The 13,747-nt window shown below is 70.0% G+C and carries 7 protein-coding genes; 4 read left to right on the forward strand and 3 right to left on the reverse strand.

Features of this window, described 5'->3' with window-relative positions:
- Nucleotides 1-48: 48 nt before the first annotated feature.
- On the forward strand, nt 49-1,809 hold the full coding sequence (locus ABD708_RS00345; protein ID WP_344751251.1) for an MFS transporter: 1,761 nt from the start codon (nt 49-51) through the stop codon (nt 1,807-1,809).
- Between the two features lie 21 nt (nt 1,810-1,830).
- Nucleotides 1,831-2,307 (forward strand): MarR family winged helix-turn-helix transcriptional regulator, encoded by a 477-nt coding sequence (locus ABD708_RS00350; RefSeq protein ID WP_344751252.1) that lies wholly within the window; start codon nt 1,831-1,833, stop codon nt 2,305-2,307.
- A 125-nt stretch (nt 2,308-2,432) separates the two neighbouring features.
- Here ABD708_RS00350 and ABD708_RS00355 read toward each other — a convergent pair whose 3' ends face one another.
- A complete protein-coding gene (locus ABD708_RS00355) occupies nt 2,433-4,910 on the reverse strand; it encodes a beta-glucosidase family protein (RefSeq protein ID WP_344751253.1) in 2,478 nt (825 codons plus the stop codon).
- Nucleotides 4,911-5,000: 90 nt separating this feature from the next.
- On the opposite strand from ABD708_RS00355, the gene ABD708_RS00360 reads away from it, so the two are divergent.
- Nucleotides 5,001-6,980 (forward strand): adenylyl cyclase, encoded by a 1,980-nt coding sequence (locus ABD708_RS00360; protein WP_344751254.1) that lies wholly within the window; start codon nt 5,001-5,003, stop codon nt 6,978-6,980.
- Between the two features lie 76 nt (nt 6,981-7,056).
- Here ABD708_RS00360 and ABD708_RS00365 read toward each other — a convergent pair whose 3' ends face one another.
- A complete protein-coding gene (locus ABD708_RS00365) occupies nt 7,057-9,063 on the reverse strand; it encodes a DEAD/DEAH box helicase (RefSeq protein WP_344751255.1) in 2,007 nt (668 codons plus the stop codon).
- A 270-nt stretch (nt 9,064-9,333) separates the two neighbouring features.
- Here ABD708_RS00365 and ABD708_RS00370 point away from each other — a divergent pair, with 270 nt between their 5' ends.
- On the forward strand, nt 9,334-10,284 hold the full coding sequence (locus ABD708_RS00370; RefSeq protein ID WP_344751257.1) for an alpha/beta hydrolase: 951 nt from the start codon (nt 9,334-9,336) through the stop codon (nt 10,282-10,284).
- 77 nt (nt 10,285-10,361) lie between these two features.
- On the opposite strand, the gene ABD708_RS00375 is transcribed toward ABD708_RS00370, so the two are convergent.
- Nucleotides 10,362-13,559 (reverse strand): efflux RND transporter permease subunit, encoded by a 3,198-nt coding sequence (locus tag ABD708_RS00375; RefSeq protein WP_344751258.1) that lies wholly within the window; start codon nt 13,557-13,559, stop codon nt 10,362-10,364.
- Nucleotides 13,560-13,747: the final 188 nt, after the last annotated feature.

Consider the following 13,747-nt stretch of genomic DNA (forward strand, 5'->3'; position numbering starts at 1 on the left):
GTTAGTTAGCACACAACAACTAACTTGCCTTTGGGAGACCCCTCCGTCGTGTCCAACACCCTGTTCAGCAAAGACCACCCGCACTACAAGTGGGTCGCGCTCAGCAACACCACCCTCGGCATCCTGATGGCCACCATCAACTCGTCGATCGTGATCATCTCGCTGCCCGCGATCTTCACCGGCATCCACATCAACCCGCTCGACTCGGCGAACGTCAGCTACCTGCTGTGGATCCTGATGGGCTACCTGCTCGTCACCGCGGTGCTCGTGGTCACCTTCGGGCGCCTGGGTGACATGTTCGGCCGAGTCCGCATCTACAACCTGGGATTCGTGGTCTTCACGATCGGGTCGATCGCGCTCGCGTTCAACCCACTCGACGGCGGCCACGGCGCGATGTGGCTGATCGTCTGGCGCTTCGTGCAGGGCATCGGCGGCGCCATGCTGTTCAGCAACTCGACGGCGATCATCACGGATGCCTTCCCGGCCAACCGCCGCGGCATGGCCCTCGGCATCAACCAGGTCGCCGCCATCGCGGGTTCGTTCATCGGCCTGCTCATCGGCGGTCTGCTGGCGAACCTGAGCTGGCACGTCGGCACGCTCGACGTGGAGTGGGTCTTCCTCGTCTCCGTTCCCGTGGGCATCATCGGCACCATCTGGTCGTACCTGTCCCTGCACGAGGTCGGCGCGAAGGCCGAGGGCAAGATGGACTGGTGGGGCAACGCCCTGTTCGCCATCGGCCTCGCCTCGCTGCTGACCGCGATCACCTACGGCATCCAGCCCTACGGCGACTCGACCGAGGGCTGGACGAACCCCTGGGTGCTCGCCGGCCTGATCGGCGGCGGCGTCGTGCTCGTGATCTTCGTGTTCGTCGAGCTCGCGCTCAAATCGCCCATGTTCGAGATGCGCCTGTTCAAGATCCGCGCGTTCTCGATGGCGATGCTCGCCGGCCTGCTGTCCTCTATCGGCCGCGGCGGCATGCAGTTCATGCTGATCATCTGGCTGCAGGGCATCTGGCTGCCGCTGCACGGCGTGGCCTATGACCAGACGCCGCTGATGGCCGGCTTCGCGATGCTGCCGATCACGATCGGATTCCTCATCTCAGGCCCTCTCTCGGGCACGATCTCCGACCGCGTCGGCCCCCGCCTGTTCGCGACCACCGGTCTGCTGGTCGTCGCCGCGACCTTCGTGCTGCTGATCGTGCTGCCGATCGACTTCACCTACTGGCAGTTCGCGCTCATCACTTTCTTCAACGGCATCGGTTCCGGCATGTTCGCGGCCCCGAACCGCGCAGCCATCATGAACTCGGTGCCCGCCAACATGCGCGGCTCCGCCTCCGGTATGGCCGGCACGGTGCAGAACTCGGGCACCTCGCTGTCGATGGGCATCTTCTTCTCGCTGCTCATCGCGGGCCTCTCAACGTCCCTGCCGAAGGCGCTGTTCTCGGGGCTCACCGCGAACAGCGTGCCGACGCAGGTCGCGACCCAGATCTCGCACCTGCCCCCGGTGTCGAGCGTGTTCGCCGCGTTCCTCGGCTACAACCCGATGGACACCCTGCTCGGCAAGGGCGGCATGAACGTGCTCTCGTCGCTGCCCGAGGCGGCGCAGAAGACGCTCGTCGGCAACGAGTTCTTCCCGCACCTCATCTCGGGCGCGTTCCACGACGGCCTCGTGGTCGTGTTCATCGCCGCGGCCGCGATGTCGGTCATCGCCGCCGTCGCCTCGCTCATTCGCGGCAAACACTACGTTCACGATGTGCAGGCCGTGGCAGAATCCATCGAAGCGCACGAGGCCGAAGCGGTCTCTTCCTGAGGTAGGAGATAAGGCGAAGGCATGACCGCGACGGATCAGACCGAGAGCACGAGCACCGAGCTGCCTGCGCCCGAGGAGAACGACTTCGCCACGCGGCTCGCCGTCGCGATCGGCCGGATCAACCGGCGCATCCGACCGACACGCGACGGCATCAGCCACGGACTCATCTCGGCACTCGGCAGCGTCGTGCGCGTCGGCGAGATCCGCCCGGGCGACCTCGCCCGGCTCGAGGCGGTGGCCGCCCCGACCATGACCCGCCTCGTCGCCGTCCTCGAGGAGCGCGGCCTGGTCACCCGTCGCCCCGATCCGACGGACGGCCGTTCGTTCTTCGTCGTGGCGACGGATGCCGGGGTCGATGCCATCCGCCGCGCGCGCTTCGAGCGCGCCGAACGGGTGGCCGCCCTGCTGTCGACGCTTCCGCCCGAGCAGCTTGCCGCCGTCACGGCCGCGATCGACGGGCTCGAGACGGCGGCGCAGACGGCTCTCACACAGCGCTGAACCCGCGCCTCCGCTTCGCTGGTCGAGTAGCACACAGCGCGTATCGAGACCCCTCCCTCGCAAGGAATGGGTCTCGATACGCCCACGCTTCGCGCGGGCTACTCGATCAGCGGGGCCGGACGCGGTCAGAGCGCGATCGTCACGGTCTGACCCGGATCGCGAGCATCGGATGCCGCACGGATCGTGTACTCGCCGGACGGCAGCACCCACCTCTGTGCGGCGACGCTCCACACCTCGAAGGCGCGGCGCGGAATCCGCAGCGTCAGCGCCACCACCCGGCCCGCCAGCACGTCCTGCGCGGCGTACCCCGCGAGCCAGCGTTTCGGCCTGTCCCAGCCGCCGTCACCGTCGACGTCGGTCGGCCCCGACAGGTAGAACTGCACGACACCGCGTGCGTCGCGCTCGCCGTCGTTGGTGAGGGCGACCGTGACGGGCAGCGTGTCGTCGGGGCTCCACTCCTCGGCGGCGATCGGGATGCCGAGGCGCCAGGTGCCGTAGCCGAGGCCGAAGCCGAAGGGCCGCGCGGGGACGCGACCGAGCCGCTCCCAGCCCCGATAGCCGACGTGCACACCCTCGGTGTATTCGACGACCCCGTCGACGGGTACGGCGTCGGGAACGGGCACGTCGGCCTCGGTCGCCGGCAGGGTCCACGGCAGGCGGCCGCTCGGCTCGACGGCGCCCGTGAGCGCGTCGGCGAGGCCGTGCCCCGCCTCCTGCCCGGGCAGCCACCACCACAGCACGGCGGGCACCTCGTCGAGCCACGGGAGGATGACGGGCTCGCCCGCGTTCACCACGACCACGGTGCGCGGGTTCGCGGCAGCGACGCGCGCCACGAGCTCGTCCTGACGGCCGGGCAGGGCCAGACGCTGCCGGTCCCACCCCTCTGACTCGACCTCTTCATTGGTGCCGACGATCACGATCGCGACATCGGCGGCGGATGCCGCGCTGACGGCTGCCTCGAGCTCGGCATCCGCATCGCTCTGAGCCTCGGCATCGTGCCGCAGCTCGAACCGCACGAAGCGACCATAGGCCGCGGCATCCACCACCTGGCATTCGACCCTGATCTCGACGACCTTCGTCTCGCCGTCGGCCACCTCGACCACGGTGCTCGGCCCGATGGGGTGGTTGGCCGAGGAGTCCAGGATCACGTTCGCGTCGGCGAACTCGTCGGATTCGCTCACCAGCTCGCCGTCGAACCATGCCGTGTGGATGCCCGACAGCCCGGCCTCGACCCGGTGCGCGCCGGGCGTCGACAGCGTCACGCGGGCCGTGACGACGGCGGACCGGGCGTCGTCCGCGACGCCGCGGTTCCAGCCCTCGCTCGCCGGCACGACGAGCGGGTCGCCGACGAGATCGCCGTCGGCGTCGAGCAGCTCGAGCGTGTAGCCCGGCTCGCCATCGGCGGTCGTGACGAGCTCGGGGTCGATGGGGTGCGCGAAACGGCGCGACGAGACCCCGCGGTGCATGGTGAGCTCGGCCTCGGGGAAGGCCTCGCGCAAGCCGTCCTCCGGGGTGACGAGATAGGGCGCGTTCACGAAGGCGCTGCCGCCGCCCTGCACGAACGGCTCGACCGCGTTCGGGCCGATCAGCGCGATGCTGGCGACCGATCCCGGATCGAGCGGCAGCATCGCGTTCTCATTGCGGAGGACGACGGATGCCTGCGCCACGGCCTCCCGCAGCAGGGCAGAGACGTCCGATGGTCGAGTAGCCGGCTCCGCCGGCGTATCGAGACCCTTCTCCCCCGCGGAAAGCTCACCCGCGGCATCCGTCGCCTTCCCGACCCTCTGCGCCAACCGCGCGATCCGCACGACCTTGTCGTCGATCACGCTCTCGGGCACCTCGCCCGCGGCGACGGCGGCGAGCAGCTTCTGCTCCCACGGGCCGCCGGGCCCGGGCATGACGAGGTCGAGGCCGCCGAGCGCCGCTTCGACGGTCGTCTTCGTGGCGAGCCAGTCGCTGACGACGACGCCGTCGAAGCCCCATTCGCCCTTGAGGACGCCGTTGATCAGGAATCCGTGATCCGTGGCCTGTGCGATCTCGCCGCCGGCCTCGACGCGGTTGTACGCGGCCATGACCGACCAGGCGCCCGCCCGCTTGACGGCAGACTCGAACGGCGCGAGGTACACCTCGCGCAGGGCCTGCTCGGGAATCCGCGCGACGTATTCGGTGCGCTCGGTCTCGGACTCGTTGCCGACGAAATGCTTGACGCACACGCCGACGCCCTCGGCCTGCACGGCGCGCACGAACGCGACCATTGTGTCGGCCGTGAGCACGGGGTCCTCGCTGTACATCTCGAAATGCCGCCCGCCGACCGGCGTGCGCTGCAGGTTCACGACGGGCGCGAGCACGACATCGACGCCGAGCCGCTTCGCCTCCTGCCCGATGAGGGCGCCGAGGCGCGCCGTGAACTCGCGGTCCCAGGCGGCGGCGACCGCCGACGGGTTCGGCAGCTGCGCCGCTGTCGGCGCGGGTTCGGCGATGCCGCGGATGCCGATCGGCCCGTCGCTGAACGTGATCGCCTCAAGGCCGAGGGACGGGGTCGCATAGCTGGTGAACGAGGTCTCACCGGTCAGCAGGCGGACCTTCTCTTCGAGCGACGGCACGGATGCCACACTATCGGCGCGACCTCACTTGACGGGCCGCGGCCGCCGGGACAGCCTGGGCTTCACACCGGTTGTTCAAAGGAGAACAGCGTGAACACAGGCGCGCGCACGCGCATCAGAAGGTCGGCCTTCACGACGGCGGCTCTGCTCGTCGTCTCCGGAATCGGCTTCGCGGCCTCAGCCGCACAGGCATCCCCGCTCCACCAGCCCGGGCACGCCCCCGGCGATCCTGATTTCGGCCCTGATGTCACGATCGTCGACCCGACGTGGTCGGTCGCCGACATCAACAAGGCCCTGGCCGCTGCGGGCGCCGAGAGCGAGTTCTCGACGAACCGCCACGCCGTGCTCTTCAAACCGGGCAGCTACGGCAGCGCGACCGGCACCGACGGGTCGACCCAGCCGACCGCCGACCTTGTGAACGGCGCGGTGGGCTATTACGAGCAGGTGGCCGGGCTCGGGGCATCCCCCGACGACGTCACGATCAACGGCGCGATCCACTCCGACGGCCAGGCGAACCACCAGGCGATGCCGTGGGCCGGCGGCGAGACGGCGCTCACCAACTTCTGGCGCTCGCTGTCGAACGTGAGGATCAACCCGATCCAGAAGGCCACCGAGGCCGACATCGCGGCGAACACCTACACCGACGGCGAGTTCCCGGGTGTCGTGCCCGGCGTCTTCACCGAGGGCGACGCCGACGCCGGCCAGCTCACCTGGGCCGTCTCGCAGGCCGCGCCGCTTCGGCGCGTCGACATCGAGGGCAACCTCTCGCTGTTCCCGCGCTTCGGCGGCTACTCGAGCGGCGGCTACCTCGCGAACTCGAAAGTCTCGGGCCAGGTCATCTCGGGCTCGCAGCAGCAGTGGTACACCCGCGACTCGTCGATCGGCTCGTGGAACGGCAGCGTCTGGAACATGGTCTTCTCGGGCGTCACGGGAGCCCCGGCGCAGTCCTTCCCGACGCCGCCGATGACGACGCTGGCGACGACGCCCGTCACGCGCGATGCGCCGTTCCTCTATTACTCGGGCGGGCAGTACCGCGTGTTCGTTCCGAAGGCGCGCGCCGACACGAGCGGGGTGAATTGGTCGACGGATGCCTCAGCCGGCCGCTCCCTCGCCATGAAGGACGTCTTCATCGCCAAGCCCTCCGACCCGGTGCAGAAGATCAACGCCGCGCTCGCGCAGGGCAAGAGCCTGATCCTCACCCCGGGCGTGTACCGCTATGCGCAGCCGATCGAGGTGAAGCGCCCCGACACCGTGGTGCTCGGCCTCGGCCTGCCGACGCTCGTGCCGACCCGCGGCAACGCGGCGCTCACCACCGCAGACGTGAAGGGCTCGGTGATCTCGGGCATCACGGTCGACGCGGGCGCGAAGACGTCGGCCGTGCTCGTTCAGATCGGCACGACCCACGGCAACCGCGGTGCGCACGCGTCGCAGGCATCCGACCCCGCTCTGCTCTCCGATGTGTTCGTGCGCATCGGCGGCGCCGAGCCGGGCTCGGTCGACACGGCGATCCAGGTGAACTCGAGCCACGTGATCCTCGACGACATCTGGTCGTGGCGGGCTGATCACGGCACAGGCGTCGGCTGGACGCAGAACACCGCGAACACCGGCCTCGCCGTGAACGGCGACGACGTCACCGCGACAGGGCTGTTCGTCGAGCATTACCAGAGGAACCAAGTGGTGTGGAACGGCGAACGCGGCACGACCGTGTTCTACCAGAGCGAGCTGCCCTACGACGTGCCAAGCCAGGCTGCCTGGACGGACCGCTCAGGGCACACCGCCCGCGACGGCTACGCCTCGTATCGCGTCGGCGACCGCGTGCGCACGCACACCGCGTACGGCCTCGGCGTCTACTCCTACTTCAACCAGGGGGTCGACATCGTCGAATCATCCGCGATTCAGGCGCCGGTGACGCACGGTGTGCAGTTCACCGACATGGTGACCCGCTTCCTCGACGGCAGCGGCAGCATCACGCACGTGATCAACACCCAGGGCGCGGAAGTGCGCCTCGCCCAGCCCGGCGAGGACGCGAACGCGGTCGAGACGAGCTACCTCGTCGCGAACACGCGCTAGCCGTGCTGCGCTACAGCTACGGGATCGCGCGCTCGCCAGAGCTGCAGCGGCATCCCGTAGCTGTAGCGCGAGCCGGCTATTCGGCGGCGCCGTTCGCGAGGTCGGCGAGCAGCATGTCGCCGGGGTGGACCTCGCTCCAGTCGGCGGTGATCTCGGCGCGCTCGAGCAGGCCCTCGATGCGACGCGTGCGGCCGCGCGAGGTCAGCGTCACGACGGTGCCCGTCTTGCCGGCGCGGCCGGTACGGCCAGCGCGGTGCAGGTAGGTCTTGTACTCGTCGGGCGCGTCCGCCTGGATCACGAGGTCGATGTCATCGACGTGGATGCCGCGGGCGGCGACGTCCGTCGCGACGAGCACGTTCACCCGGCCCTTGGTGAGCTTCTCGAGGTTGCGCGTGCGCTTGGCCTGGTTCAGGTCGCCGTGCAGGGCGACGGCGGCGACGCCCTCGTCCTCGAGGCCGTTGGCCACGTCCTCCGCATAGCTGCGCGTGCGCGTGAAGATCAGCGTCTTGCCGTCGCGGTCCGCGAGCTCACGGATGACCTCGAGCTTCTCGCGGTGGTCGATGACGAGCACGCGGTGCTCGATGGTTCCGGATGCCTGGTCCTCGCCGGCCACCTCGTGCACGGCCGGGTCGACCAGGAACTCATCGACGAGCGCCGCGACGCCCGTGTCGAGCGTGGCCGAGAAGAGCAGCTTCTGGCCACCCTCTGCCGTCTGGCGCAGGATCGTCTGCACCGGCTCGAGGAAGCCGAGGTCGCACATGTGGTCGGCCTCGTCGAGCACGGTGACGCGCACCTCGGAGAGGTCGAGGCGGCCCTGCTCGACCAGGTCGAGGATGCGGCCTGGGGTGCCGATGACGATGTCGACGCCCCGCTCGAGCGCGACGACCTGGGCGCGCTGCGGCACGCCGCCGTAGATCTGGGTCGTGAACAGGCCCACCGCGCGGGCGATCGGCTGCACCGTGCGGTCGATCTGGAGCGCGAGCTCGCGCGTCGGAGCGAGGATCAGCGCGCGCGGCGCGCGGCCGAACTGGCGCTTGGTGCGCTTCCCGCTCGCGATCTCCTCGGAGCCCGAGCGGATCAGGCTCTCGGCGACGGGCGCGCCGAACGCGATGGTCTTGCCGGAGCCCGTGCGACCGCGGCCGAGCACGTCGCGCCCCGCGAGCACATCGGGGATCGTCGCCGCCTGGATCGGGAACGGACTCGACGCGCCCATGCCGTCGAGCGCGCGCACGATGCCCGAGCCGAGGCCGAGGTCGGCGAAGGTCACACCCTCGACATCGCCGGCCTGGGTCGCCTGCGCCGTGAGGCGCTCGAGCACGACGTCGTCCTGCGGGGTAAAGGATGCCTTCGTAGAGGCGTCGCCGTAGAAGTCGCTCTTCCGGGCCTCGCGGCGGGGGCGCTCATCGCGGTCGAAGTGACGCGGGCGGTCGGACCTCGCGGGCACAGCCCGCTCGGCGCCTGGCGCGCGGCGACCCACCGGGTCGCCGCTCCTAGCGCCAGCCGCACGCTCGAAACGGTTGGACCGCTCGAAGCGGCGCTCGCCGCGGTCATCGCGCTCCGGCCGGCGGGCGGGACGGTCGTCACGGTCGAAACGACGGGGGGCGCGGTCATCGCGGTCAAAGCGACGCTGCGCGCGGTCGTCCCGGTCGAAACGACGCGGCGCACGGTCATCGCGATCGAAACGTCGAGCAGGGCGCTCGTCATTGCCGTAGCGACGCGGGGCGCGGTCATCGCGGTCGAAGCTGCGGGCCGGGCGCGAATCACGGTCGCGGCGCTCGGGGTTGGAGCCCTCGAAACGGCGCTCGCCGCGGTCCTGCTGACGCTCTCGCTCGAACCGTTCCTGGCGCTCGAACCGCTCGGGGCGGGCGTTCTCGCGACGGTCAGCCGAGTGGCCACGCGCGACGCGCGTCTCGGACGACCAGCGGCTCTTCTTCGCCGGTGCCTCGTCGGATGAATCCGGTCGGTACCCGCGGTGACCCGCACTGCGCGAGCCGGGCTTGACGCTCTTGGAGCGCGAATAAGAAGAATTGGGGTCGAAGTTCCTGGGCGCGCGGCTGCCGCCGCGCTTCTCGTTCTTGGGCATGGAGAAGCCACTGCTTTCTGACGTTTGCGTATGAATCAGAGCTCGCTCTGCGACGAGGTCCGGGAGCACAGATCGCTCCTACCGGCGCCTTCCGACATACAAACTTTGGGTCGCCCACACTGGGCACATCAGAAAGCCGACCCGACCAGGCTACGGCACGGCGCCTGGGAGACCGCCGGTCACGCATCCGTATGCCCTGTTCGGGTGGTGCTCAGGCACAGGCATCCGTGCTTATGATCCCTGCGTTACACAGCAACGGGAGACGCCTTCGTGGCTACGCACTTCTCACCGGCGTGGCAGCCTATCCGCACCCGCGGGCGTCTCCTCGCCGCACTCGCCTCACTCGCGCTCGGCGCCATCGCGCTGAGCGCGTGCTCGGCGACGGATGCCGCCCCCACGGCGGCCGGCGCCCACGCCGCCCCCGCGGCCGTCGCCCGCACAAGCCCGCCGCCCGGAGTCGTCGTCACGGCCGACGTGCCCTACGCCGGCACTGCGGACCGGCAGCAGCAGCTCGACGTGTGCGCTCCGACGGCGACCGGCGAGCCGCGGCCTGCGGTGCTGCTGATCCACGGCGGGGGCTGGCATTCCGGCAACAAATCGACCGTCACCGCCACCTGCGAGTGGCTCGCGCAGGCCGGCTTCGTCACCTTCAACATCGACTACCGGCTGTGGCCAGCCGCCCGCTACCCCGCACAGCCCGACGACGCGCTCGCCGCGCTGCGCTTCCTGCGCCGCCCCGCCACCGTGAGCCACTACGAGATCGACCCGAACCGCGTCGGCGTCTTCGGAGGCTCGGCCGGCGGCAACCTCGCCGCGCTGCTCGCCCTGCGCGGCGACCGCGATAACCGCGTCTCGGCGCTCGTCGACCTCTCCGGCCCCATGGACCTGACCGCGGGCGCGCTGACCGCCCGGCAGGACCCGCGGCTGACAGCGGATGAGACCGGATTCCTGAACTGCCCGTCCCTCGCGCGATGCCCCTCCGCGCCGCTCGCATCGCCGTTGCTCATGGTGAGCGCAGGCGACCCGCCGACGTTCATCGGCCAGGCATCCGTCGACTTCGTCCCCCGCGAGCAGGGCGACGCGCTCGCCACCGCGCTGCGGAAGGCCGGCGTGCCGGTCACCGTCGAGGTGACGGAGGGCCGGCGGCACTCCTTCGGCGTGCTGACCCCGCGCATGCAGAAGGACATCGTCTCCTTCCTGCACGCCCAGCTCGGCTCCTAGCCACGCCGTCCGCCCGCGCGGCGCCGCCCGCGCAGCTGGCGCCGCCGGGCGCCGCAGTTGCGCCGAAGGAGCGCCGGCTACGCCGCGGGGTCGGTCGCGGCAGCGGCGCGAGCGGAGCGCCGCGCCAGCCGCCGCTCGCGGGCGCCCTCGACGAGGTTGTACAGCGTCGGCAGCACCACGAGCGTGAGCACCGTCGACGAGACGAGCCCGCCGATCACCACGATCGCGAGGGGCTGCGAGATGAACGATCCGCGCCCGGTCAGCCCGATCGCCATCGGCGTCAGCGCGAAGATCGTCGCGAGCGCCGTCATCAGGATCGGCCGCAGACGGCGCGAGGCCCCGTGCGCGACGGCCTCAGGCACAGACATCCCCCGCTCCCGATACTGATTGACCAGGTCGACGAGCACGATCGCGTTCGTCACGACGATGCCGATCAGCATCAGCACGCCGATGAGCGAGGCGACGCCGAGCGGCACGCCCGAGACGAGCTGCAGAAGGATCGCCCCGGTCGCCGCGAACGGCACAGACACGAGCAGCAGCAGCGGCTGGCGCAGCGACTTGAAGGTCGCGACCATCACGATGTAGACGATCAGGATCGCCGCGAGCAGCGCGAGCCCCAGCTGCGAGAAGGCCTGCGACTGGCTCTGCTGGACTCCGCCGAGGGTGGCCGTCGCGCCGGTGGGCAGCTTCACCGCGGCGAGCGCGGCGTTCACGTCGCGGTTCGCCTGTGTCAGGTCCTGCCCGGCCGACGTCGCGGTGATCGTCGCGCTGCGCAGACCCTTCACCGTCGTCACCTTGGTCGGACCGGTCGCCTGGTGCACGTCGGCGAGCGTGTCGAGCGCCACCGGACCGGCGGCGGTCGGAACCTGCAGCGCCTTGAGCTGGTCGACGGTGGTAGGGGCGTCGGGGTTGTCGAGGTAGATCTTGAGGGTCGTCTCGTCGATCGCGATCGTGCCGACCTGCGTCGGTTGCATCGCCTGTGACACGAGCTGGCTGAGCGCGACCTCGGTGAGACCGGCCTGCGCGGCCTTGGCGCGGTCGATGTCGACGGCGATGTACGGCAGCTCGGCCGACAGCCCGCTCGACACCTGCGTCAGGGAGTCGTAGCCCCGCAGTTTCGTGACGAGGGCATCGGATGCCTGCCGCAGGTCCTCGTCGTTCGACGCCGTCACGTCGATCTCGATGTCGCTCGAGCCGCCGAAGCCCTGGCTTGCCGCGAGCTGCACGGTGCCGGCATCCTTCAGCTCCGCGATCTTGCTCTTGATCGTGCTCTGCAGGGCGACCTGGTCGACGCTCGGGTCGGTCGTCACCGAGAAGGTCGTGCCGCTGCCGCCCCCGCCGAAGGCATCCGCGATCGCGCTGCCCGAGCCGCCGACGGAGGTCTGCACGGTCTCGACGCCCTTCGTGTCGCGCAGCAGCTTCTCGACAGGCTTCGACGCGGCGCTCTTCGCGTCGAGGCTCGCACCGGGCGGCAGGGTCTGGTTCACGGTGAGCGTGTTCTGGCCGCTGTCGCCGAGGAAGTTGGTGGTCAGCAGCGGGCCCAGCGCGACGGTGCCGACGAGCACGGCCACTGCGATGAGCACCGTGACGCCCGAGTGGCGCAGAGTCCAGTTGATGATCGGCAGGTAGCCGCGCTGCAGGCGGCTCGGGTGCTCGAGCTCGTCGGTGCGCCCCGCCTCGATGTCGGCTTCGAGGGCGCTTCGGCCGCCCTCCTTGAGTTTCGGCGGACGGACGAACCAGTACGCCAGCACCGGCACGATCGTGAGCGCGACGAGCAAGGAGGCGAGCAGCGCGATCGTGACGGTGACGGCGAAGGGCCGGAACAGCTCGCCGGTCACGTCGCCGACGAACGCGATCGGCAGGAACACGGCGACGGTCGTGATGGTGGATGCCGTGATGGCTCCAGCCACCTCGCGCACCGCCTTCACCACCGTGGCCGCCCGGTCGGCGCCGGGCACCAGATGTCGCTTGATGTTCTCGATGACGACGATCGAGTCGTCGACCACGCGCCCGATCGCGATGGTCAATCCGCCGAGCGTGATGATGTTGAGCGTGTAGTCGCTCGCCCACATCACGATGAAGGTGATGAGCACGCTCGTCGGGATCGAGATCGCCGTCACGATCGTCGACCGCACCGAGAGCAGGAACACCAGGATCACGATCACCGCGAAGCCGAGGCCCAGCAGGCCCTCTTCGGCGAGCGACGAGATCGACTGCGTGATGAACGGCGCCTGGTCGAACACGGTCGTGAGCTTCACGTCGCCGCCGAGCTTCGCCGTGAGCTCGGGGATCAGATCCTTGACGGCGTTCGACACCGCCACGGTGTTGGCGGCGGGCAGCTTGGTGACCGCGATCGTGAGCGCGGGCTCGCCGTTCACACGCGACAGCGTGGTCTGCGGGTCGGTATCGAGCTTGACGGATGCCACATCGCCGATGGTCTTCGGCGCCGACGGAGCCGGCGTTGCCGGATCCGCGAGCGGCAGGCCGCCTGCCCCGCCGGCGGCCGAGCCCGCGCCGGCATCCCCTGCTCCCCCACTCGAGATCAGCGGCAGCCCCTTGATGTCGTCCACCGAGCCGAGCTGCGAGCCGGCCTGCACCGTGAGCGTCTGCGCGCCCTGCGTGAGCTGACCGGCGCCGACGAGCACGCCGTTCTGCTGCAGCGCGGTCGTGATCGCCTGGGTCGTCAGCCCCGCGGCGGCGAGCTTCGCGGTGTCGGGCGTGATGGTCACGCGCTGGCCGGCGAGTCCGATCAGCTGGGCGTCATCGACTCCGTCGGCCTTCTTGATCTCGGGCAACACGAGCCGCGTGATGTCGTCGCCGAGCTTGGCGGTGTCGGCGCTGCCCGTCGCGGCGATCTGGATGACGGGCAGGTCGTCGAGGCTCGCGCTGATCACCTGCGGGGTGACGTTCGACGGCAGCGTCGACGAGACCTGGTTGATCGCCTGGTTGATCTTCTGCTCGGCGGTGTCGAGGTTCGTGCCGTAGTCGAACTGCGCCGTGATCAGGGATTGATTGGTCGAGCTGACCGCCGAGGTCTGGTCGAGCCCCGGCACGCCCTGAATGGCGGTCTCGATCGGCGTGCTCACGTCATTCGAGACGACGGCAGGGCTCGCGCCGGGGTAGGTCGTCAAGATCGCGAGTTGCGGGAACTGCACGCTCGGGATCAGCTCCTGCTTGAGGTTCGTCAGCGCCACCCCGCCGAAGATCGCGGCACAGATCGTGATGAGGGCGATGAGCGCGCGGTTCTTCATGCTCAGAGAGGCGAGACGATGCATGCGTGCATCCTGTCAGCGCGAGGTCACGCCAGGCTGGGTGCCGCCCCGAGGCCCCGGCCCGCCCGCCGAGGCCGCGCACCGAGTTCCCATTCCCGGTCGTCACAAAATCACGCCACGCGGCGCAGAAGCGTGCACTCGTGACGACCGACGGGTGCCCTCGCGCGCCGGTCGTCACAAACGCACGCTCA

Origin of the sequence: Gryllotalpicola koreensis, from assembly GCF_039538185.1 — a bacterium.
Classification (GTDB): domain Bacteria; phylum Actinomycetota; class Actinomycetes; order Actinomycetales; family Microbacteriaceae; genus Gryllotalpicola; species Gryllotalpicola koreensis.

Bases quoted from the DNA above. Each gene is read 5' to 3' on its own strand.
- ABD708_RS00350 (WP_344751252.1), top strand. From the start codon at position 1,831: ATGACCGCGACGGATCAGACCGAGAGCACGAGCACCGAGCTGCCTGCG.
- ABD708_RS00365 (WP_344751255.1), bottom strand. From the start codon at position 9,063: ATGCCCAAGAACGAGAAGCGCGGCGGCAGCCGCGCGCCCAGGAACTTC.
- ABD708_RS00375 (WP_344751258.1), bottom strand. From the start codon at position 13,559: ATGCATCGTCTCGCCTCTCTGAGCATGAAGAACCGCGCGCTCATCGCC.